The 21,704-nt window shown below is 71.4% G+C and carries 20 protein-coding genes; 4 read left to right on the forward strand and 16 right to left on the reverse strand.

From position 1 onward, the window contains the following. The 4 genes from ACFVW6_RS28635 to ACFVW6_RS28650 form a co-directional block, all read right to left on the reverse strand. The gene (locus ACFVW6_RS28635; protein ID WP_378830213.1) at positions 1-813 is read right to left on the reverse strand and encodes an IclR family transcriptional regulator; all 813 of its coding nucleotides are present in this window, start codon (positions 811-813) and stop codon (positions 1-3) included. Between the two features lie 196 nt (positions 814-1,009). Continuing rightward, positions 1,010-3,289: an ATP-binding protein gene (locus ACFVW6_RS28640; RefSeq protein WP_378830211.1), complete on the reverse strand. Its 2,280-nt coding sequence runs from the start codon at positions 3,287-3,289 to the stop codon at positions 1,010-1,012. Positions 3,290-3,362: 73 nt separating this feature from the next. After that, entirely contained in the window at positions 3,363-4,604 is a 1,242-nt protein-coding gene (locus ACFVW6_RS28645; RefSeq protein ID WP_357345229.1) for an SPFH domain-containing protein, read from the reverse strand. A gap of 2 nt (positions 4,605-4,606) precedes the next feature. Beyond that, entirely contained in the window at positions 4,607-5,038 is a 432-nt protein-coding gene (locus ACFVW6_RS28650; protein ID WP_378830210.1) for an NfeD family protein, read from the reverse strand. A gap of 142 nt (positions 5,039-5,180) precedes the next feature. Between ACFVW6_RS28650 and ACFVW6_RS28655 the strand changes: the two genes are divergently transcribed. Further along, positions 5,181-5,993, forward strand: coding sequence for a DUF3097 domain-containing protein (locus ACFVW6_RS28655; protein ID WP_355276012.1), 813 nt, complete (start codon positions 5,181-5,183; stop codon positions 5,991-5,993). 71 nt (positions 5,994-6,064) lie between these two features. Continuing rightward, on the forward strand, positions 6,065-6,880 hold the full coding sequence (locus tag ACFVW6_RS28660; RefSeq protein WP_378830209.1) for a hypothetical protein: 816 nt from the start codon (positions 6,065-6,067) through the stop codon (positions 6,878-6,880). Between the two features lie 7 nt (positions 6,881-6,887). Here ACFVW6_RS28660 and ACFVW6_RS28665 read toward each other — a convergent pair whose 3' ends face one another. From ACFVW6_RS28665 to ACFVW6_RS28710, 10 genes are all read right to left on the reverse strand, one after another. Then, positions 6,888-7,310, reverse strand: coding sequence for a hypothetical protein (locus tag ACFVW6_RS28665; protein ID WP_378830208.1), 423 nt, complete (start codon positions 7,308-7,310; stop codon positions 6,888-6,890). 110 nt (positions 7,311-7,420) lie between these two features. Beyond that, on the reverse strand, positions 7,421-8,641 hold the full coding sequence (locus ACFVW6_RS28670) for a hypothetical protein (RefSeq protein WP_378830206.1): 1,221 nt from the start codon (positions 8,639-8,641) through the stop codon (positions 7,421-7,423). Positions 8,642-8,664: 23 nt separating this feature from the next. Beyond that, complete coding sequence (locus ACFVW6_RS28675; protein WP_378830205.1) at positions 8,665-9,810, reverse strand: hypothetical protein; 1,146 nt, start codon at positions 9,808-9,810, stop codon at positions 8,665-8,667. A 214-nt stretch (positions 9,811-10,024) separates the two neighbouring features. After that, positions 10,025-10,426: a hypothetical protein gene (locus tag ACFVW6_RS28680; RefSeq protein ID WP_365013573.1), complete on the reverse strand. Its 402-nt coding sequence runs from the start codon at positions 10,424-10,426 to the stop codon at positions 10,025-10,027. Positions 10,427-10,512: 86 nt separating this feature from the next. After that, complete coding sequence (locus tag ACFVW6_RS28685; RefSeq protein ID WP_378830203.1) at positions 10,513-11,562, reverse strand: ferrochelatase; 1,050 nt, start codon at positions 11,560-11,562, stop codon at positions 10,513-10,515. Beyond that, positions 11,562-12,398, reverse strand: a complete 837-nt coding sequence (inhA, locus tag ACFVW6_RS28690) for an NADH-dependent enoyl-ACP reductase InhA (RefSeq protein WP_218716513.1) — start codon at positions 12,396-12,398, stop codon at positions 11,562-11,564. Before inhA ends, ACFVW6_RS28685 begins: the two co-directional genes overlap by 1 nt. An 81-nt stretch (positions 12,399-12,479) precedes the next feature. After that, positions 12,480-13,196, reverse strand: coding sequence for a 3-oxoacyl-ACP reductase FabG1 (gene fabG1 / locus ACFVW6_RS28695; protein WP_365013578.1), 717 nt, complete (start codon positions 13,194-13,196; stop codon positions 12,480-12,482). An 84-nt stretch (positions 13,197-13,280) separates the two neighbouring features. Continuing rightward, positions 13,281-14,285 (reverse strand): VWA domain-containing protein, encoded by a 1,005-nt coding sequence (locus ACFVW6_RS28700; protein ID WP_218716512.1) that lies wholly within the window; start codon positions 14,283-14,285, stop codon positions 13,281-13,283. Next, entirely contained in the window at positions 14,282-15,232 is a 951-nt protein-coding gene (locus ACFVW6_RS28705; protein WP_355276014.1) for a DUF58 domain-containing protein, read from the reverse strand. The genes ACFVW6_RS28700 and ACFVW6_RS28705 overlap by 4 nt, the downstream gene beginning before the upstream one ends. A gap of 29 nt (positions 15,233-15,261) precedes the next feature. Next, the gene (locus ACFVW6_RS28710; RefSeq protein WP_378830202.1) at positions 15,262-16,428 is read right to left on the reverse strand and encodes an AAA family ATPase; all 1,167 of its coding nucleotides are present in this window, start codon (positions 16,426-16,428) and stop codon (positions 15,262-15,264) included. A gap of 443 nt (positions 16,429-16,871) precedes the next feature. On the opposite strand from ACFVW6_RS28710, the gene ACFVW6_RS28715 reads away from it, so the two are divergent. Continuing rightward, positions 16,872-18,356: a hypothetical protein gene (locus ACFVW6_RS28715; protein WP_378830201.1), complete on the forward strand. Its 1,485-nt coding sequence runs from the start codon at positions 16,872-16,874 to the stop codon at positions 18,354-18,356. Between the two features lie 258 nt (positions 18,357-18,614). Beyond that, positions 18,615-19,271 carry a class F sortase gene (locus ACFVW6_RS28720; RefSeq protein ID WP_378830199.1) on the forward strand — a complete coding sequence of 219 codons (657 nt, stop codon included), beginning with the start codon at positions 18,615-18,617 and terminating at the stop codon, positions 19,269-19,271. 6 nt (positions 19,272-19,277) lie between these two features. Here ACFVW6_RS28720 and ACFVW6_RS28725 read toward each other — a convergent pair whose 3' ends face one another. Then, on the reverse strand, positions 19,278-20,642 hold the full coding sequence (locus tag ACFVW6_RS28725; protein WP_378830198.1) for an NlpC/P60 family protein: 1,365 nt from the start codon (positions 20,640-20,642) through the stop codon (positions 19,278-19,280). 324 nt (positions 20,643-20,966) lie between these two features. Next, positions 20,967-21,527: a DUF6676 family protein gene (locus tag ACFVW6_RS28730; protein ID WP_365013586.1), complete on the reverse strand. Its 561-nt coding sequence runs from the start codon at positions 21,525-21,527 to the stop codon at positions 20,967-20,969. Between the last annotated feature and the right edge of the window lie 177 nt (positions 21,528-21,704).

A 21,704-nucleotide genomic window follows, 5' to 3' on the forward strand; every position in this document is an offset into this window, starting at 1 on the left:
CTAGTGCCAGCGGCCGTACCGGGGAAAGACCGCCCGCGCGGCCTCGTCGGCGACCTCGACGAGAATGCGCGCCAACCGGCTCGTCCCGGGCGCGCGCGCCCCACCGAGCCGGCCCGACAGGGACAGCGCGGCGACCGCGCCGGGCACCCGGCCCCGGATCGGCACCGCCACGCACGCCACCCCGACGACCGACTCCTCGCGATCGACGGCGACCCCCTGATGAGTCCGGACGCGATCGAGTTCCCGATGCAACTCGGCACGGGTGCCGATCGTGCGCGGTGTCCGCTGCGGCAGCCGCTCCCGGAAGGCCAGTTCCACGACGCTCGGATCCAGCGTCGCGAGCAGCGCCTTCCCGACGGCGGTGCAGTGCGCGGGCATCCGGCCGCCGAGCCGGGTGGGGATGCTGTCGCAGGACCGGCCCGCCGCCTTGTCCAGGTAGAGCACTTCGGGACCGTCGAGCACGCCGAGGTGCCCGACCATCCCGGTCCGCTGACACACTTCGTGCAGCAGCGGGCTCACCGCGTCCCTGATCTCGTTGTGCTCGACGGCGAGCCCGCCGACCTCGAGCGCCCGCGTCCCGAGCCGGTACCCGCCCGGCGCGTGCGCCAGCCAGCGCAGCCGGACCATCTGATCGATGATGCGGTGCACGCTCGAGCGCGGCAGCCCGGTCCGGTCGGCCACGTCGAGCAGCGTGCGGACCGGCTCCGGCCCGTCGAACGCGTCCAGGATCAAGGTCATCCGATCGATCATGGAGGACGGCGGCGGACCGCTCTGCTGCGCGGACCGGGGCTGGACGAGCACGTCGACCGTCATGGGTCACCTCATTTACCTAGCGATGGTGTCCCCCATCACAGTGCCGTCCCGGCGACGCGCGGGAATCGCGGAAACTACGGAGATCTCCCGTCGACTACGGATGTTTCCGGGCTCGCCGGGATCCGGTCCCACTCAGTGGCCCGCCGGGGCCGCCCAGCGGGATGGTCCGTCCCCGGTCACCGCGGAGATGCCACCGTCAGAGGGTGTTCCGGCTGACCCAGGCGGCGACCTGGGTGCGCGAGGTGAAGCCGAGTTTGGTGAGGATGTGGTCGACGTGGCTCTCGGCGGTACGGATCGAGATCACCAGCTCCTGCGCGATCCGGCGATTGCCGTAGCCCTTCGCGATCAGGCGCGCGACATCGCGTTCCCGCCGGGTCAGCACGTCCAGCCCGCCGGGCGCGGCCGCCGGGACCGGGGGCGGCGCGGTGTCCATCGCGTAGTCCACGGCGTCGTCGAGACTCAGCGCGGCGCCCGCGTCGAAGCACGCGGCGAACTCCTGTTCCCCCAGCGCGGCGAGGACCTGATCGCGCACCCGCTGCCCGATGAGCTGGGTCATCGCGTGCGCCAGCCGTTGCGAACTGCCCTGGCGGACAGTCGATGCCGCCCCCATCAGGCGGGCGGCGCGCACGGGGTCGCCGTCGGCGGCGGCCGCCCAGGCCAGACCGTCCACACTGGTGGCGAGCCACGCGCACCGATCGAAGAGCCGGAACAACTCGATCGACCGGCGCAGCGACGCGACGGCGCCGCGCTGGTCACCGTCGCGCCACTGCTGGGTGCCGACCGCCCAGTACGCGAGACCGCCGAGCAGGTGCGAGCCGTGTTCGGTGGTCAGCGCCAGCAGCCGCTCGGCCATCGCACCGGCGAGTGGGTCGTCCAGGGCCAGCGCGCAGACCGCGGCGAACGCCAGGCTCTCCATCTCCACCCGGGGGTGCGCGCACTCGTGCGCGCTCACCGACGCCGCCACCGAGATGTCGAGCGCGTCGCGCAGCTCGCCCGCGCCGAAGGCCAGGACCGCCCCCGCCATCGCGGCCTCGGCCCGCACGTCGGCCGACCCGGATTCGGCCGCGATCTCGGTCCCGGCCCTGGCGAACTCCGCCGCCGTCTCGGTGTCGGACAGCATCGCCGCCATCACCGAGCTCACGGTCAGTGCCCTGGCCCGGTCGACCGTGCGCTCGGTGTCCTTGGCCAGCGCCTCGGACAGCCAGCGATACCCCTCCAGGAGGAAATGACAGTGCTCCCAGAACGGCCACAGCTCGGTCGCGATCTCCAGCGCGCGCCGGGCACCGGCCGGATCGCCGAGTGAGAATTGCAGTGCCGCACGGAGATTCGCATGCTCCCGGCTGAGGTCGCGGAACCAGTCGACGTCGGTGCCGCTCCAGTAGTCGGTGCGCCCGCGGCACGCGAGCCGGTAGTAGTACTCGCGGTGACCGACCCGGACCGCGTATTCGGCACCCCGGGCCCGCAACCGGTCACCGGCGAACTGCCGCAACGGCTCGAGCATCGAATACCGCCCCGCCCCGTCGACCCCGGGACCATAGGCCAGCACCGACTTCTCCACCAGCCCGGTCAGCGCGGCCAGCAGCGCGTGCGGCGCGTCGAGCAGGCAGACCGCCTCGGCGGCGTCGAGGTCGAAGCCGCCGGCGAAGACCGACAGCTGCTCCCACAGCAGCTGCTCGTCGGGCGTGCACAGGTCATAGCTCCAGCGGATCGCCGAGGCCAGGGTCTGCTGGCGGTGCGGCGCGGTCCGCAATCCGGTGGTGAGCAGGCCCATCGCGTCGTCGAGCCGGGTGAGGACCTGCTCGGGGGTGAACATCCGCATCCGCAGCGCCGCCAGTTCCAGCGCGAGCGGGATGCCGTCGAGCCGCAGGCAGATGGCGGCGAGGGTCGCCGCGTTGGCCGGGGTCCGCCGGAAGGCCGGGTCCGCCGCGGTCGCGCGGTCGACGAGCAGCCGGGCCGCGGGACTGTCGAGGTCGCCGGAGGCGGGGTCGGGCACCGACAGCGGCGCGACCGGCAGGACCTGTTCGCCCGGCACACCGAGCGGCTCACGGCTGGTGGCGAGGATGCGCAGTCCGGTCGTCGCGGGAATGATCCGGTCCGCGAGCGCCGCGCACGCGCCGATCACGTGCTCGCAGTTGTCGAGGATCAGCAGCAGGTCCCGGTCGGCCAGGAAATCGGTGAGGACGGCCAGCGGCGCGCTGGTGTCGTCACGCAGGCCGAGCTCCCGTGCCACGGTCGAGGCGACCAGGTTCTGATCGCTGACGTGGGCCAGTTCGACCAGCCACACCCCGTCGGGGAAGGCGCGCTGCACGGTCTCGCCGACCCGCCTGCTCAGCCGGGTCTTGCCGACCCCACCCACCCCGGTCAGCGTGAGCAACCGGGTACCGGCGAGCAACTGCTTGGCCGCCGCGACATCGTCATCGCGGCCGACGAAGCTGGTCACTTCCGCCGGGAGGTTCCCGGACACACGCCTGCCCACGCCCGCTACTTTCGCACGCGCGCCGAGCCCGGTGGCGGCTTTCGGCACACTCGCGGGCAGGCGGTCCCCGACCTCAGCTGTGCTGCGGCGGCTGCCAGGGGCGACCGTACGGATCGTCCGGGCGCGGCGCGGGCGGCTGCTGCTGGGGTACGTTCGGCGGCGGGGTCGGCAGCGACGGGGGTTCTACCGGCGCAACGGTTTTCGGCCGCGGCGGCTCGAAACCCTCGACGGGGGTGCGGGCCGTGGCCTCCGCGGCGCGCACGGCCTGCTCGATCTTCGGGTCCGACGCCGTCTCGAACCAGTCGGCGACATCGGAGTCGTCCTCGATCTTGACCGGCGGGTGTTCCTCGGTGGACGGCTCGTAGCGGAACACCCCGTCCTCGCCCTTGGTGGCGAAGTTCTGGGCGAAGCCCTCGAGCGCCTTGCCGAAATCGCTGGGCACCAGCCACACCTTGTTGGCGTCGCCGCGCGCCACCATCGGCAGCGTCTGCATGTACTGGTAGGCCAGCAGCTCCGGCGTCGGCTTGCCGTTCTTGATGGCCGCGAACACCTTCTCGATGGCCTTGGCCTGACCCTGCGCCTGCAGGTACGAGGCGGCCCGTTCACCCTGCGCGCGCAGGATGCGGCTCTGCCGCTCGCCCTCGGCCGACAGGATCGCCGACTGCTTGCCGCCCTCGGCGGCCAGGATCTGGGCCTGCTTGGCGCCCTCGGCCGTCTTGATCTGCGATTCGCGGGTGCCCTCCGCGGTGAGGATCATCGCCCGCTTCTCGCGGTCGGCCTTCATCTGCTTCTCCATCGATTCCTGGATCGACGGCGGCGGATCGATGGACTTGAGCTCGACCCGGGCCACCCGCAGGCCCCAGCGGCCGGTCGCCTCGTCGAGGACGCCGCGCAGCTGGTTGTTGATCTGGTCGCGGGAGGTCAGCGTCTCCTCCAGCGTCATGCCGCCGACCACGTTGCGCAGCGTGGTGACGGTGAGCTGCTCGACCGCGGCGATGTAGTTGCTGATCTCGTAGACGGCCGCCTGCGGGCTGGTGACCTGGAAATACACCACCGAGTCGATCTGCAGGGTGAGGTTGTCCTGGGTGATCACCGGCTGCGGCGGGAAGGACACGACCCGCTCCCGCAGGTCCACCTTGGCGCGGACGCGGTCGGCGAACGGGACGAGGAAGGTGAGCTGACCGGACACGGTGCGCGAATAGCGCCCGAGCCGTTCGATCACCGCCGCCTCGGCCTGCGGAACGAGAGCGATCGATTTGAAGACCACCACCACGACCAGCAGGACGAGGACAGCGGCCACGATCAAGGCAACCATTACTAGGGACCCTTCCAGACGACGGCGGTCGCGCCGTCGATCTTCATCACATAGACGGTCACGCCGGCGTCGTACACTTCGCTCGGGTCCAGCGGGCGCGCGGTCCAGACCTCACCGCCGAGCTTCACCTGACCCGAATGCGCCGCGACCTGTTCGAGGACGAGCGCCGACTTTCCCGGCAGCGCATCGACATTCGTCGGAATCGGGGGCGGGGAACCGAACTTGCGCCGCAGCACCGGGCGCACCCCGAGGAACAGCACGCCCGCGACCGCGCCGAACACCAGCGCGTCGCCCCACAGGGGTAGGTCGGCCGCGGCGCTGATGCCGGCGGTTCCCAGCGCGGCGACACCGAGCATGAGCAGCGTGAGATCCCCGGTGAGCATTTCCGCCGCCGCGAGGACGATGCCCGCGATCAGCCAGACTATTGCGGCCACCATCCCAGACTAGCCGCGATCACGGCTTTCCGGGCGGGCTCGCCGACCCTGGGCGCGATCATGGGGTTCAATCGCTTTCGCGCGCCGCTGCCGCCGTCACGGGGCCCGCGCCTCTAAGCTCGGCCGGGTGAGTGGGCGTGACATGTACGGCGGCGATATCTATTCCGGGCACCAGCGAACCAGGAAGACACCGGTGCCGAAGGTGAGCGCCGACCGCGATCTGGTCGTGGAGGACGCGGCGAGCGGATTCTGCGGCGCCGTAGTCGGTTTCGACCGCAGCTACGACGGCGACTTCGTGAAACTCGAGGACGGGCGTGGCGCGGTCCGGCTGTTCGCGCTGCGCGAGGCGGCGTTCCTGATCGACGGCAAACCGGTCACCCTGGTGCGGCCCACCGCGACCGCGCCCACACAGCCGACCCGGTCGGCCTCCGGATCGACGCGGGTCGAGGGACTGCGCGCCCGGGTGGCTCGGACCAGCCGGATCTGGGTGGAGGGCGTGCACGACGCGGCCCTCGTCGAGCGCGTGTGGGGCCACGATCTGCGGGTGGAGGGCGTCGTCGTCGAGCATCTCGAGGGCCTCGACAACCTCGGCGCGAAACTGACCGAGTTCGCGCCCGGCCCCGGCGCCCGGGTGGGCGTGCTCGTCGACCACCTCGTGACCGGATCCAAGGAGACCCAGCTGACCACCGGACTCGGCCCGCACGTGCTGGTGACCGGGCATCCGTTCATCGATGTGTGGCAGGCGGTGCGGCCCGCCGCGGTCGGGATCGAGGCCTGGCCGACGGTGCCGCGCGGCGAGGACTGGAAGACCGGGATCTGCGCGCGCCTGGGCTGGGGAACACCGCAAGAGGGCTGGCGCCGCGTCTACGACGCGGTCGGCTCGTTCCGCGATCTGGAGGCGCCGCTGATCGGCGCCGTCGAACGGCTCATCGACTTCGTCACCGAGCCCGAGTAAGTCCACCCGCAGGTCAGACAGGCCCTCAGTGCCCGCACACGATTCCGGGCAAACCTTTATGCTCGATGATTATGTGCTCTCCCAGTGCCACGCTGACGCTGTGGGCCGGCTCCTGGCTGGCCGGTACCAGCGCGCCCGACGACCTCCTGGAGGCACTGCACGCCTGGGCGGCACGGCACACGCTGGCCGCGGGCGACCCGGTCACCGGCGGGCGCACCGACCTGCCGTGGACCTCGCGTGGCGAAGCCGCCGGCACCGGAGTCATGCCGCTGCTCAAGGTGATCCGCGAAGCGATGGCGCCCGAGGGCGCGCAGCTGCGCCTGGTGCTGCCCGCCCCCGGTGACGTGCGCGGCCTGCCGGTCGGCACCGCCTTCGCCGCCGACGCGATCGACGCCGAGGAGGGCCTGCTGCTCGGCGTGCCCGGCGCGCAGGGCACCGGCCTGATCCCGCAGTGGGACGACGACGAGACGCTCCAGTGGACCGTGTACAGCGTCGACGTCCCGCACGTCAGCGGGCCCGACATGTCGCTGGGGGAAGCCGAATACACGATGCGCGAGGCCGTCCGCGACGCCGCCGACGCCCTGATGCAGCTACACACCACCGCTGTCGGCACCGGCGACGCCGACCCGCGCGAACAGATCGAAGCGCAGCTGGCGGCGTACTCCCGGCACGCCTACCCCGACTCGATCCCGTTGCGCGCCAAGCGCATTCTCGACACCGCCGACCATGTGGCGGCGATCCTCACCGTCGCCCAGCACGAACCAGCCTCCGCGCCGACCTCGGCCAGCGCGATCGGCGCGCACGAGTCGCTGCTGCGGCCGCTGTGGAACACGATCAGGGAGGCCCGGCTGGTGGCGGTGCACGCCGCCGCCGGCCCCCCGCGCTAGCCGCCGGTCAGCGCCGGTAGGGCTGCTGGTACTGCGGCTGGCCCTGGTAGGGCGCGTACTGCTGCGGATACGGCATCGGCTGCTGGGCCGGATACGGCTGCGGGTACTGCGCCTGCGGGTACTGCGGTGGATACGGCTGCGGGTATCCCTGCGGTTGCTGGTACTGCTGCTGCGGATACGGCTGGGGTGGGTACGGCTGCTGGTACTGCCGAGGCGGCAGTTGCTGCGGCGCACCGGCATTCGAGCCGCTGCTGAGCTTGCGGATCACCACGATCGCGACGATCACCACGACGATGATCAGGATCGTGATCCACAACCAATCGGGCAGGCCGATGCCGACGCTCGTTCCCCCGCCGCCGCGGCGGGCCAGCACCGCGTCCGGCGCGGACGCGAGTGTTAGTGCGGTCGCCGGCATTGCGGCATGAATCATCGGGCCTCCCCGTCTCGAACACCACCTTCCCTCGAAGGTCTGCGCGCAGATGCTAGCGCAGCGGCAGGCCGAAGTGGCAAGCGCCGGTTCGGAATCCGCGCACCCCGCGCTCAGCGGCAATCGTGGGCGGGCGGGACGGCTCCGGGCGGGAAGAAATCGATCCGGTTGGCATCCGAGCGCGGCAGCAGGAAGGCCACCCCACCGTCGCGATTCCACGACTCCGGCAGCAGCAGGTACTGATTCCCCGACTGCAGAACGAGTTTGAGACCGTCGTAGCGGAAGGGATAGGCGGCATCGGACGCCGGGCACGTGAGTTCGGTGACGCCGGGTGCCGCCAGGCCGAGGCGCTTGTCCGCGTACACCGAGACACTCGGCTGGTGCGCGAACTGCTCGACCTGCTCGATCGCCCGGCCGGTGCCGACCGCCGCCGAATAGTCGGCCACCGCCCAGAACAAGCCGACCCCCACCAGCACGAACACCGCGCCCCACTCCCCCGCCGTGAGCACATCGGCGGCCGGTTCGCCCCCACCCTGGTCACCGCGCCGCACCCGCACCGCGGCGACGACCAGCACGACACCGCCGACCAGGCACAGCCCCGGCGCGCCGACGATCGACCGCAACGGCGACGAGACGACGATGCTGACCAGTCCGGCGACGACCAGCACGCTCCCGACGACCAGGGTCGCGAGCACCAGCAGCCGACGCTGCGCCGCACTCATCCGCGGCACCACGAACTCCTGGAACACCCTGCGGCCCAGCAGATACACCAGGAACAGGCACGCCCCGGCCGCGAGCGGAATGAACAGCGAATCCTGACTGCGCATCAGATAGTCCTGCGTCGTCAGCCCGATCGTCGTCGAGTTCACCCCGAAGTAGTCGAAGAACCAGTAGGCGTGCGACCACCCGAAGAAGAACAGCAGCGCGGTCACCAGTGTGGTGGGCGCGGCGAAGTTGCGGATCATGGGCCCGAGACGGGACAGACCGGTCTCGCCGGGAGGCGCGGCGGGTGGGGTGCCCGGCGCAGGGGCGGCGGGTGGCGCGTCCGATCCCGACGTGGTCGCAGCCGTCGCGGCGGTCGGTAGGTCCGATCCCGGCGCGGTCGCTGCCGTCGCGGCAGTCTGTACGTCCGATCCCGGCGCGGTCGCTGCCGTCGCGGCGGGTGGCGCGCACGATCCCGACGTGGCCGTTGCCGTCGCGGCGGTCAGTGCGTCCGATCCCGGCGCGGTCCCCTGCGCCGTGGCGGTGGGTGCCGCCGCGGCCGGGGTGGGTCGAGGCGTGCCGTTGTGTGGATGGGTGGCGCCGGAACCGGTGGAGCCGGTGTTTGTGCTCATGTCGTCGTCCTTCGTCTCACCGGTCAACCGCCGGATGTTCCCGGCGGGGCATCGGTGCCGCTGGTGTCCGCGCCGCCGTTCGCGGTGTTGCCGTCGGAGCCGGTGTTTCCGGCGGTCCCGCCGCCGCCGGACGGTCCTGTCCGCGTTCCGCCCGTCGTTCCCTGACCGGGGACCGTTGTTTCGCCGCCGGTCGTACCTCCGGCACTGCCACCGGTCGAACCGTCACCGACCCCGCTGCTTCCGCCCGTGGTCCCGCCGCCCCCGGACGTTCCGTCGCCACCGGTCTCGCCTCCCGCGCCACCGCCGGTCGTTCCGCCGCCAGGTGTGCCTTCGCCACCCGTTCCACCTCCCGAGCCACCGCCGGTCGTTCCGCCACCGGGTGTGCCTTCGCCACCCGTACCTCCACCCGCACCGCCGGTCGTTCCGCCGCCGGGCGCGCCCTCACCACCCGCGACACCGCCGGTCGCGCCGCCGGTGCCTGCGGTGCCTCCACCACCTGTGCCACCGCCGCCGGTCCCGGTGCCGCCGTTGTCATCGGTGGTGGGGCACGGCTCGGTGCCGGACAGGTTCACTGTGAGCGTGGTGCCGGGCTCGGCGGTTCCGCCGGAGGGTGAGAGGCCGCTGAAGGTGCAGACGCGCTCGTCCGGCGTGGTCAGGGCGAAGGAGAGGGTGAGGCAGTTCGCGTCGTTTCCGGCGTCCTGGCAGGCCGCCGCCGACGCGGCTTCGATGCGACCCTTCAGCTCCGGGGTGAACGGGCTGCCGATCTCGGTGAACGACGGGATCTTGACCGGGGAGCCCTTGGCCTGGTTCCCGCTCCCGGGCTTCTTGGCGGGCGCCGGGCCGCCACCCCCGGGCGGTCGCGCACCGGGGCCGACCGGGCCGCCCGGCGCGCTCCCGCCGCCACCGGCCTCGCCGATCGGTCCACCCGGTGCCGCGCCGCTGTCGGGTCTGTTCTCCGGTGCCACACCGGAATCGGGGCTGCCACCCGGCGCCGTCCCGGCAGAACCACCGTCGGATCCTGACCGGTCTCCCGGCTCCGTGGCCGACCGCTGATCGGTGGGCGCCGAGACACCGGGGTCCGCGGGCGCCGGTGCGAGCGAATCGGCGGCGGGCCGCACGCAGCCCGCCGACAGGATCGCGACGGCCGCCACCGCGGCGAGTGCGAGCATCCGGTGGGTACGCGCAGCGGTCCGACGGGTGCCGGTCCGGTGGCCGCCGGGCGCCGGATCAGGTCGAACGGGATCGCATCGCATCGTCCTCTCCTGTCGTGCAGGTGGGACGAGAATGCGCCGGAGAGGCACGGGGGCACGCGCGTACTCGACTACTCGACTAGGCGAGAGCGGTGTACGTGCGACGCGGCGTGGCGCAGGGCTGCGTCGCGGTTCAGAAACCGCCGAGGGCGGCTTTCAGGTCGGGAACGTCGAGGACGACCAGCGTGTCGTCACGGACGACGGGACAGGTCTCGGTGGTGACGGTGTCGACGATGTGGCGATTCCAGGAGATCGCGGCATTCGCGACGGTGTCCTGCACCGTCCACAGTTTCATCGCGCCGGTGAACGCCACGCGCGCGACCTGGGGGCCCAGCGCCTTCCAGGTGCCCTTCTGGCCGTCGAGGATGCCACAGAGTTCGTCCACCGAGTCCTGGGAGATGGTGGGTTCGGTGGGAACCGGGCCCGCGTCCTCGTAACTGGAGTCGTTCCCGCAGCCGCTGAGGCCGGACGCGGTCACGGCCAGGAGGAGCAGGGCGACGGCGGGCCGTCCGCGGCGGGGCAGAGTCGAACGCATCGGAAGTCCTCCGATCAGTCGAGCACAACTCCGCAAAGCCTACTCCCCGGACCCGGTCGACCCGGCGAATGTTTATCCGGTTGTGTTCAGGGCCTGGCCGGGCGCGCCGCCGGTGCGCAGCAGCCGGGCGCGCAGAGGGCGCCGTCGACGGTGCAGCCGTAGCCGGGCACCTCGCCGAGTTCGCGCACCGGGCCCCCGGCGATCCGCTCCTGGACCAGTTCGACGACCATGCGCGAGAACCGCGGGTCGGTCCCCGGTGTCGCGGCGCGGGCGAAGGCCATGCCGAGCTCGGCCGCCTTCTGCGCGGCCTCGTTGTCGAGATCCCAGATCACCTCGAGGTGATCGGAGACGAAGCCGACCGGGCAGACCACGACGGCGTCGATCCCCTTGCCGTGCAGCACCTCCAGATGATCGACGATGTCGGGTTCCAGCCACGGCACCTGCGGCGGGCCGGAGCGCGACTGCCACACCAGGTCGAAGTCGGCGAAACCGGTGGCGGCGGCGCACAATCGGGCCGCCTCGGCGACCTGCCTGCTGTAGAGGCGGCCGCCGTCGGCGGGTGGGCCGGCGGCGATGTCGGCCGAGACCGGGATGGAGTGCGCGGTGAACACCAGGCGCGCACTGTCGCGGCGATCGGCCGGAATCCGGGCGAGGGCGGCGGTGATCGCGTCGGCGAACGCGGCGATCAGCAGCGGATGGTCGAAGTACTGGCGCAGCTTCACCAGTTCGGGCGCACCGTCGCCGACCACGGCGCGGGCGCGGGCGATGTCCTCGTCGTACTGGCGGCACCCCGAGTAGCCACCCCACGCCGAGGTCGGGAAGACCAGGGCCGAGCGCACGCCGTCGGCGGTCATCCGCGCGACGGTGTCTTCCACCTGCGGGTGCCAGTTGCGGTTGCCGAAATACACCGGCAGCTCGATCCCGGCGTCGGCGAGATCGGTTTCCACCGCGGCGATGATGTCGCGGTTGAGCGCGTTGATCGGCGAGACGCCACCGAAATGCAGGTAGTGCTGGGCGACTTCGTCGAGCCGCGCGCGCGGTACCCCGCGGCCCCGAGTGACGTTCTCCAGAAACGGGATCACGTCCTCGGGGCCCTCGGGGCCACCGAAGGACAGCAGCAGGAGGCCGTCGGTCATCAGTTGGCGGTGAAGCCCTCGGGGAACCACATGTTGTGGCTGGCGCCGCCGTCGACGTAGATGATCGAGCCGGTGGTGGCGGGCAGCCAGTCCGAGAGCAGCGCGACGATCGACTTGCCGACCGCGCGCGCGTCGGCGCCGTCCCAGCCGATCGGCGACGCGCCGTCCCAGTACTCGTCCAGCTGACGCAGCTGCTTGGCGTCGTCGGTGGCGGTACCGGCGATGGCCTTCGCCGCGAGGGTCTTCACCGGACCGGCGGCGATCAGGTTGGAGCGGATCTTCTTGGCGTAGCCCACTTCCCGGGCCACGTACCGGTTCACCGACTCCAGCGCGGCCTTGGAGACGCCCATCCAGTTGTAGTACGGCATCGCCACGCGCGGGTCGAAGTCCATACCGACGATGGAGCCGCCCTCGTTCATCACGGGCAGCACGGCGCGGGCCAGCGAGGCGTAGCTCCAGGCGGAGATCTCGAAGGACTTCGCCACGTCGGGGCCGGGGCCCTCCAGGAACGGCACCGCGTCCGGACCCATCAGGGTCTTGGGCGCGAAGGCGATCGAGTGCAGGACACCGTCGATGCCCTCGGGGGCCAGCTCGCGCAGGGCGTCGGCCAGCGCGCCCAGGTTCTCCTCGTTGGTGACGTCCAGCGGGATGGCGGGCGGCACCTCCTGCGGCAGGCGCTTGGCGATGCGGTCGATCAGCCGCAGCCGTTCCGGGATGCCGGTGATGATCACCTTCGCGCCCTGCTCCTGCGCGACCGCCGCCGCGCTGAACGCGATCGACGAATCGGTGATGATGCCGGTGACCAGAATGGTCTTGCCTTCGAGCAGTCCGCCCATGAGTTTTCGGTTCTCCTGAAATCTGGTGGTCGTTTCGTGCGCCACCGGATTGTCGGCGGCGCGGTGCGATCCGTTAGCGGGTCAGTGACCCATGCCCATGCCGCCGTCGACCGGGATGACGGCACCGGTGACGTAGCGCGAGTCCTCCGACGCCAGGAAGCTGACCACCGCGGCGACATCCTCGGCCTGGCCCAGACGCCCCAGTGGGATGAACTTCTTCGCGGTTTCCTTCAGATCCTCGGGCAGCTCGGCGGTCATGTCGGTCTCGATGAAACCGGGCGCGACCACGTTCGCGGTGATCGAGCGCGAGCCCAGTTCGCGAGTGATGGAGCGCGCCATACCGATCACGCCCGCCTTCGAGGAGGCGTAGTTGATCTGACCTGGGCCACCGCCGAGGCCGACGACGGAGCCGAGGAAGATCATCCGGCCCCAGCGCGCGCGGAGCATGGCCCGGTTGGCGCGCTTGGCACAGCGGAAGGCGCCGGTGAGGTTGGCGTCGATGACGCGCTCGAACTGCTCTTCGGTCATGCGCATCAGCAGGGTGTCGTCGGTGATGCCCGCGTTGGCCACCAGCACCTCGACCGGACCCTGGTGCTCCTCGACCTCGGTGAACGCCCGGTCGACCGACTCGCTGTCGGTGACATCGCACTTCACTCCGAACAGACCCTCCGGCACCCCCGATCCGCGGTGCGTGACGGCGACCTTGTGGCCGTCGGCGAGCAGGCGCTGGGCGACCGCGAGACCGATTCCGCGGTTACCACCGGTCACCAGGACCGAGCGGGATGTGACGTTCGACATAGGGTCCAACCTATCTGTTCCGGTTCGTGCGCCCCGCGTCAGGGTCGCGGCACTGCGACGGCTCACAACGCGGGGCGAGGCGTGCTAGGGCAGGCGTTGACGATAGAGCAAACTGACCACGACGCCGGCGGCGACGAACAACATACCGAGCAGCAGCCACGGCCTGCTCGCGTCGCCACGGGTGGTCTCGTAGCCGATCTGTTCCTCGAGGGTGTCGTAGACGGCGCGCAGTTCGGCCAGCGAGGAGGCGGTGTAGAACTCGCCGCCGGACAGCTTGGCGATCTCCTGCAGCGAGGCGTTGTCCACGGGCACCTTCACCCGCTGCGAACCCTTGCCGTCGGAATCCGGGATCTCGACGGTGCCCCATTCGGTGCCGAAGGAGATCGTGGAGACCGGGATGTTCTTGTTCTTGGCCAGCCGGGCCGCGGTGAAGCCGTGCCGCGGGTTGTCGACGTCCTTGTCGTCGGGCACGGTCTGCTTGCCGTCCGACATCAGCACGATGCGGGCGGGCGGCGGGGTCTCCGCGCCGCCGAGCACGGCGGCCAGGGTGTCGATCGACTGCAGGGCGGTCAGGATGCCCTCGCCGGTCGCGGTGCGCTCGGCCAGCTTGATGTTGTCGATCGAATGCTTGACGGCCTCGCGGTTGGTCGTCGGCGACACCATCACCGACGCGGTACCGGCGAAGGTGACGAAACCGAGGTTGATGCCCGGCGTCAGACCGTCGACGAATTCCTTACCGGCCTTCTGCGCGACCTGCAGCCGGTTCGGCTCCACATCGGTCGCCTCCATCGACAGCGACACGTCCATCACCAGCACGACGGTCGCGCGGTTGCGCGGCACCTTCTGCACGGCGGTGGGTCCGGCGGCGGCGACGGTCAGCAGCACCAGGCCGGCGAGGATCAGCGCGATCGGCACGTGCCGCATCGGGCTGGGCCGCGACGGGGCGACCCGCTCGAGCACGGACATGTTGCCGAACTGCAGCATCCGCTTGTGCCGGGCCCGCTGGACCAGCACATAGCCGAGCACCAGCAGGGCGACGACGACCAGGAAACCGAGCCAGACGACGGCCGTGAAATGCGAAATACTCACTGGCGAGGCACCCGCCCGCTCGGGGCGCCGAGGCTGTGGCGCCGGGTGGACACGAACCGGACCACATCGGCGATCCAGTCCCGATCGGTCTGCAGCGACAGCACCGGCGCGCCGCAGCTGCGCAGCGCCTGCTGCACCTGCGCGCGCTGGGCCTGCGCGGCGGCCGCGAAATCGGCACGCAGCGTGGGGGTGACGCTGAACTCGCGGGTGCGACCCGATTCCGGATCGTGCAGCACCACGTCACCGCCGTCGGGCAGCGCGACGTCGAGCGGGTCGAGCACCTCGACCGCGAGCAGATCGTGGCGCGCCGAGATCGCGCGCAGCGAGCGCTGCCAGTCGACGTCACCGAGGAAGTCGCTGATCACCACGGCCAGACCGCGTTTGCGCTGCGGACGGCGCAGCGACTCGATGCCGGCTTTGAGATCACCGCGCACACCGTCGCGGGCGTGCGGGGTGGTCGCGATGCCGCGCAGCATGGTCTGGGCGTGCAGGCGACCGCTGCGCGCGGGGATGCGCACCAGGTCCTGGCCCGTGGCGACGACGGCGCCGATGCGATTGCCGCCGCCGGAGGTGAGATGCGTGATCGCCGCGGCCGCCGCGATCGCGAGATCGCGCTTCTGCACCCGGCCGGTGCCGAAGTCCAGACTCGACGACAGGTCGACGACGAGCCAGGTCTCGAGCTCGCGGTCGGCGATCATCTGCCGCACGTGCGGATGGGTGGTGCGGGCGGTGACCGACCAATCCATCTGCCGCACATCGTCACCCGGCTGGTACAGGCGCGCCTCGCCCGGTTCCGAGCCAGGACCGGGGATGAGGCCCTGGTGGTCGCCGTGCAGGACACCGTCGAGGCGGCGCCGCACCGTCAGTTCGAGCGTCTTGAGCGCGGCGGACAGCTTCGGGTCGGTCAGTTCACCGGCTCGGAACGACGGCGGCGCGTGGGACGACATGGGCACGCGGACAACGGGTTCCGGCGCACTCACTGGGGCGCGACGTGGCCGGCGGGCTGGGACTGCTGCCCGTTCACCGGCTGCGGCACGGGCTGTTGCTGGGCGGGCGGCTGGGGCACCGCGGGCGGCTGCGGCGCGGCCTGGCCACCGACGGCCTGGGGCGCGACCTGCGGCAGGCCGACGGTCTGCAGCACGCGCTTGATCACGTCTTCGGGGGTGACCTCGTCGGCGAGCGCGTCGTAGGACAGCACCAGACGGTGCCGCAGCACGTCCGGGATCACCTCGACGACGTCCTGCGGAACGACATAGTCCCGGCCGCGGATCAGGGCGACGGCGCGCGCGGCGGCGATGATGCCGAGGCTGGCACGCGGCGAGGCACCGTAGGAGATCCAGCTGGCGACATCGGGCATGCCGAACTCGGCGGGGGTGCGGGTCGCGGTGATCACCCGGACCACGTAGTCGACCAGCGCGTGATGCACGAAGACGTTGGCGGCCAGCTTCTGCAGCCGGATGATGTCCTCGGGCGCGAGGACCTGCTTGGGCTCCGGCGGGGTCACGCCCATCCGGTAGATGATCTCGCGCTCTTCCTCGACCGAGGGGTAGTCGACGACGACCTTGAACAGGAAGCGGTCGCGCTGGGCCTCGGGCAGCGGGTACACGCCCTCGCTCTCGATCGGGTTCTGGGTCGCCATGACCAGGAACGGATCGGGCATCGGGTAGGTCTTGCCGCCGATCGACAGCTTGCGCTCGGCCATCACCTCGAGCAGCGCCGACTGCACCTTGGCCGGGGCGCGGTTGATCTCGTCGGCGAGGACGAAGTTCGCGACGACCGGGCCGAGTTCGGTGTCGAACTCCTCGCGGCCCTGTCGGTAGATGCGGGTACCGATGAGGTCGGTGGGCACCAGGTCGGGCGTGAACTGCACGCGCGAGAACGAGCCGCCGACGACCTTGGCGAAGGTTTCCACGGCGAGCGTCTTCGCGACACCGGGCACACCCTCGAGCAGCACGTGGCCGCGCGACAGCACGCCGACGAGCAGCCGCTCGACCAGGCGATCCTGGCCGACGATGACCCGCTTGACCTCGTAGATCGCCTTCTCGAGAGTCTGGACGTCACGCTCCAGGGTGCTCGGCGCAGCCGTACCGGCGTCCTTCGCCAGCTTCGGCCCGCTCACACCTTCCGTCGAAGTCACCAACATCCCCGCTTTCGCTTTGGTCCTGTGCGTGCCGCCCCAACTATTCCAGGTAATAGCCCGGCGCGCCGCAACCGGCCAGGAGTGGACGCGAATTCGTCGTATTACCCAGCCCAGCTCGGTATGCCCGCCACCCTACGCATGTCGCGGGTACGTCGCCCGCGCGACGCGGACGGTGATCGGCACGCCGATGCCGCGTCGCGCACATCAGCAATCATTCGGCAACATGATTCGGATCGCACCGGCCCACTGCGATAACGATCCGGATTCACCGGTGGCGCAACCCGCAGGTGAGCGCGGCGGCCACCTCGGGCGTGTTCCTGAACACACTGCTCAGAGGCAATCTCGCGGACTTTCTTGCCGTTCCATGGACTATCTCCTGATGTCGTTCCGATTTCCCGATACATACCGGCCTGTCGGATTGTTTCGACCCATAGAAGGTGATCTCCATGCGGTTTTCTCTCCCCCTGTGGTTCTCTCGTGGTTTGCTGTCGTCCACCGCGCTCGCGACCGCGGCCGCCGTCGGCCTCGCCGCCTCCCCCACCGCCATAGCGAATCCGGTGTCCCTGCCGGGCATCGGCGCGATCGGGATCGATACCGGTTCGGCGGGCCTGGATCCCGGTGGTGCGTGGAGCGGTTCGGCGGGCCTCGATCTCGGGCTCGGCAGCGCGGGCTCCGGGCCTGCGACAGGTAGTGGCAGCGCCGTTGGCCCCGAACTCGGGCTCGGTACCGGAAGCGCAGGCGCGGGGAGCGCATCGAGCACCGAGTTCCCGGGGACGGGGAGCGCGCTGGGCTCCGGCAGCGCCGGAGCGCTCGGCGGCGGCGCCGAACTCGGTTCGAGCGGCTCCGGAGCCCTCGGCACCGGTTCGTCGACCGGCAGCGCCGACGTGCTCGGCAGCGGCAGCGCGCTCGCGGCCGGTAGCTCCGAAACCCTCGGCGCGGGTGGCGTACTCGCGACCGGCAGTGCCGAGGCGCTCGGCTCCGGCAGCGGGCTCGCCACCGGCGGCGCGCTGGGCACAGGAAGCGCCGGAACGACCGGAAGCGGCGCCGGGCTGCTCGGCGCGGGAAGCGCCGCCACCGGCAGTTCCACCGTGGAACTCGGCGCCCTCGCGGCACTGCTCGACACCGGAAGCGCGCTCGGCGGTACGGGTGTCCTGCTCGGTTTGAGCCCGCTGCTAGGCACCGGCAGCGCGGGCGCGCTCGCTACAGGCAGTGCGGGCGCCGGCGCGCTCGCCACGGGCAGTGCGGGCGCCGGCGCGCTCGCCACGGGCAGTGCGGGCGCCGGCGCGCTCGCCACGGGCAGCGCGGGAGCGCTCGCGTCAGGCAGCGCGGGCGCCGGGGCGCTGGCCGCCGGAAGCGCGGGCGCGCTCGGCCTCGGTAGCAGCGTCGGCACCTTGGCCCTGCTCCTCGGGACCGGCAGCGCGGCCGTTGGCAGCGCAGCAGTCGGTAGCGCAGCGCTCGGCGGGGCCGCGCTCGGCAGCTCGGCACTGGGCGGAGCCGCACTCGGAAGCGCAGCCGTCGGCAGCGCCGCACTCGGAAGCGCAGCCGTCGGCGGCGCCCTGCTCGGCAGTTCGACGCCGGGCGGAGGATCGGCGCAAGGTCCGACAGCGCCCGGCGGCCAGCGTGGACCCGCGCAGCCGGGTCCGGCGGCGCCCGGCGGCGGGGATCAGGGCAAGGCCACGGCGCCGGGCGGTTCCGGGACCTCGGCGAATCCGGCGGGCGAACGGTTCGGTGGCAGCACCGCGACCGGCGCCGCCGCGGACACGACCACCGCACGCGGCTACGGTGTGCCGTCCGGTGCGCCGGAGACCGGCGCGGGCGGGCGCTTCCGCGACGACCGGCTGATGCTCGCGGGCTTCGGGGTACTGGCACTGCTCGGTGCCGCCGTCACCGTGACCCGGCAGCTGCGCCGCACCCGCGGGAACCCAGCATGACCGGCCGATCGGGACCGGCCCGGGTGCGTCCACGCCAGCCCGTCCAGCGCGGTCGACCCCACCCGCACACCGGTCGCCCCGATCGTGGCGGGGCGCGGAATACGCAACGCGCAGAGCGGATCCGGCGATGATCGGCAGGACGGGACCAGCCCGGGTGCGTCCACGCCAGCCCGTCCGGCGCGGTCGACCCCACCCGCACACCGGTCGCCCCGAGCGCGACGAGGCGCGGAATCCGCAACGCACAGAGCGGATCCGGCGATGATCGGCAAGTCGGGACCGGCGCGGCGAACCGTGCTCACCGCCGTGATGACGGTGACCCTCGCGGTGGCGGCGGTGGCGTTCTTCCTGGCCGCCGCCACCCGCGGACCGGAGCAGGCCGATCCCCCGCCCGTCGCCGTCGACACCGCGCTGCCCGGGCCGGTCGCGGCGGCCACCCCGCTGGACCGATCGGCACCGGTCCGGCTCGAGATTCCCCGGATCGGCCTCGACACCCGCCCGGCCCGGAGTGGAACCACCCCGAGCGGGTCACTCGCCGCACCCGCGGATTTCGCGAGCACGTCCTGGTTCGAGCCGGGCGCGAGTCCCGGGGAGGCGGGCGCGGCGGTCATCCTCGGACACGTCGACTCGACGCGCGGACCCGCGGTGTTCTTCCGGCTCGGCGAGCTCACCGCCGGCGACGAGGTCCGGGTGATCAGGGCGGACGGGCGTACCGCGCGCTTCGTCGTCGACCGCACCGAGACGGTGGACAAGACCGCGTTCCCCACCGAGCGCGTGTTCGCCGACGACGGCACGGCCCGGCTGCGGCTCATCACCTGCGGCGGCGCGTTCGACCCAGGCCGGGGACGCTACTCGTCGAACGTGATCGTCTACGCGACGCTGATCGACACCACCGGGCCCGGCGCCACAGCGCACTGATGGCGCCTACTCGGTGACGATGCGGACCGCGTAGGGCATGATGCCGTCCTCGCGGACCGGCGAAATCTTCACGACGTCACCGGATTCGGGGGCCTCGATCATCTTGCCGTTGCCCAGGTAGAGCGCGACATGCGCGCTGCCGCCCGGTCCCCAGAACAGCATGTCGCCGCGTTCGCGGTCCTCGACGTCGACGCGGGTGCCCGCGTTGTACTGATAACCGCTGTAGTGCGGCAGGGAGACGCCGATGCCGGCGAAGGCGTAGAGCATCAGGCCCGAGCAGTCGAAGCCGACCTTGTTGTAGTCGCCGTGCGCGTCGGCGGTGCCGCCGTCGCGGATGCCGAGGGTGGGTCCGTCCTCGTCCCCGCCGCCCCAGGCGTAGGTGACGCCGAGTTGCGACATCGCCCGGTCGATCACCGTCTCGATCGCGGCAGATCCGGTGACCTGCGGTTTCGTCGGTTTGGGTTGGGTCTTGCGCGGCGCGGCCGGGGTGGATTCGAGCTCGGTGTGCGGGCGCTGGCCCTCGCCGAGTTTGGCGGCGCGGTCGCGGGCCGCCTGGTCGGCGGCCGCGCGCTGGGCGGCGGCGTTGGCGGCGGCGAGCAGCGCGGTCACCTCGGCCTTGCGCTGGTCGTCCCAGGCCAGGAACACCTCGCGCTGGCTCTGCAGGCCCGCGACGGTCTGCCGGGCGACGTCGAGCGCGGACTGCGCGGCGGCGCGATCGCGCTGCAGGTTGTCGCGGGTGACGGCCTGGCTGTCGTATTCGGATTTGGCGACGGCCACCGCGTTCTGGGCGACGTTCTTCTGCTGTTCGGCGGCATCGGCGGCGCTGTCGGCGGCGGCCTTGACCTGCCGGGCGGCGGCGTTCTGGTTGGCCTGCGCGATCTGGGTGCGGCGCAGCTCGTCGAGGACCTGGCGCTGGTTCTTCGACACCATGCTCAGCACCTGCGCGCGATCCATCGCGGCGTCCGGCGTGGCGGAGGCCAGATAGGTGACGACCGAGCTGTTCACCGGCCGCACGTAGGCCTGGGTCGCGAGCTGATCGAAATCCTGGCGGGCCACACCGACTTTCGCGCCGGCGTCGGCCAGCAGCGCCTGGGAGTCGGTGACCGCGGCCGCGGCCGCGTCGGCGGCGTCGCGCGCGGTCTGCAGGTCGACCAGCGCCTGGTTGACCGCCTCGCGCTTGGCGGCGAGCACATCGTCGAGGGCCCGTAACTGCTGGTCGGCCGCGGCGACGCGATTGATCAGCACGCCGATCTCGCCGACTCGCGCGTCGACCTGGGCGCCCGCGCCCGCGATCTCACCGTCGGAGGGATTCGGTGGCGGCGGTGGCACCGCCGCGACCGGTCCCGCACTCGCGAGGACGGCCAGCGCCATCAGCAATCCTGCCGCTACCCGTAATAGACCTGGTTCGTCCTGCCTGCCCGCACCGCGCACGGCACCTCCGAGTGACTCGACTCGACCTACGCCACCGGCGCATCAGCCCACCCATCGACCACAGGAGTCGACCAATGCCCCCTGTACCACTGCTTTCACGATCGCGATCACCGCAACCGTACGACACATAGTTCACAAAGGAAACATCAGCCACAGGATGACAGGGGTGTAATTTGCCGATAGCCCGGAGTTAGCCTTATCGGCGACAGGATTGCACGCCAAAAACAGACCAGGGGTCTGGAAATGTGACGAAAGGGAAACCTGTTACTCGGGGGATCCCGCACCGCGGGGCGCCGAGGCGACCGAATCCCGCGCGTCGGCATCGGGACCGCGACGGACCTTCACGAGGTACAGGCCGGCGATCACCAGCGCGGTGAGCACCAGCAGCACGGCCGTGATCAGCCCCCAGGACACGCCCTCGGGCTCCTCGAGCCGTCCGACGAAGGCCTGCAGGGCCTCCTCGGGGTGGTTGCCCTTGTACTTGGCGGCGTCCTCGGCCCACTCCAGCCGCACCCGGCTGATGCCGTCGCTGTAGGTGCCGACCCAGTCGTCGCTGAAGACCGCGACGGTGCCCTGCGTGCTTTTACCCACCTCGGTGGCCAGGTCACGTAGGCTCGAGTCGTGGCCGGGGTTACCGGGAACGACGACGACGCTCAGCGGGATCCCCTCGGATCGCGCCTCGGCGACGATCGCCGCCAGTTTCTCCTGGTTCACGCCCTTGGGAGCGGCGACGTGATTGTCGGCGAGATCGGACCGGACACTGCTCAGCACGGTATTCGGCGGCAGTTCCGCGGCCATCGGCGCAAAGGTGTGCAAGACGGTCATCTTCCATCCGGTCTGTCGAGCCTCGGCCGCCTACGTCGCGACGGGCATCCAACACTGCAGGGTGAGCGTCAACGCGTCATTCCCCGACTCGCTCGACTGGCACAGTAGCCGACGGTGCGCGCGGACATGCTCGCACGGCACGCCCAACCGCCCCCGCGTATTTCATAGGACAAGCGT

Source organism: Nocardia sp. NPDC058244, assembly GCF_042882065.1.
GTDB lineage: Bacteria > Actinomycetota > Actinomycetes > Mycobacteriales > Mycobacteriaceae > Nocardia.